The following is a 674-nucleotide window of genomic DNA, read 5'->3' as shown; positions in this document are numbered from 1 at the left end:
CCGCTCGGTGACCGCCTACGCCGGTTACCTCGCCATCCTGCGGGCCGGCGCGGCCGTCGTCCCGCTCAACCCCGAGCACCCCGCCGCACGGACGGGGGGCGTCGTCGAGGCGGCCGGCCTCGACCTGATCCTGGCCGAGACCGCCGACGCCACGGCGGACCTGGGCGTGCCCGTCCACGTGGCCGACCCGGGAGAACCCGGCCCGGACACCGCGGCCACCACCGGGGGCGACCCGGAGGCCGTAGCGGCCCCGTCCGGTTTTTTGGGCGGTGAGCCGTTCCGGCACGTCGGGCCGGCGACCTGGAGCAGGTCGCCGGCCGGTACGAGATCGCCCCGGGCAGCCGGCTGTCGCAGACCTTCGAGCTGACCTTCGACGGCTCTGTGCACGACCTGTTCGTCGCCTGGGCGGGCGGGGGAACGCTCGTCGTCCCGGCGCGCAGCCAGCTGCTGTCCCCGGTCAAGACCATCAACAGCCTGCGGCTGACGCACTGGTTCTCGGTGCCGTCGCTGATCACCTTCGCCTCCCGTCTGGGCACCCTCGCCCAGGGCAGCATGCCGACCCTGCGGTGGAGCGTCTTCGGCGGCGAGCCGCTCACCCTCCAGGCGGCCCGCGAATGGCGCACCGCCGCGCCGGACAGCCGTCTCGAAGTCCTCTACGGCCCCACCGAACTGAC

The 674-nt window shown here is 74.3% G+C and carries 2 protein-coding genes; both read left to right on the top strand.

Features of this window, described 5'->3' with window-relative positions:
* A partial coding sequence (locus BZY54_RS54595; RefSeq protein ID WP_143668486.1) for an AMP-binding protein occupies positions 1–367 on the top strand: 367 nt, incomplete at its 5' end.
* A gap of 14 nt (positions 368–381) precedes the next feature.
* On the top strand, positions 382–674 hold a 293-nt coding region (locus tag BZY54_RS54590), incomplete at its 3' end, for an AMP-binding protein (protein WP_244217739.1).

The sequence above is a fragment of the Streptomyces carpinensis genome (assembly GCF_002154505.1).
Classification (GTDB): domain Bacteria; phylum Actinomycetota; class Actinomycetes; order Streptomycetales; family Streptomycetaceae; genus Streptomyces; species Streptomyces carpinensis.
This window is presented reverse-complemented; position numbering and strand designations above follow the sequence as displayed.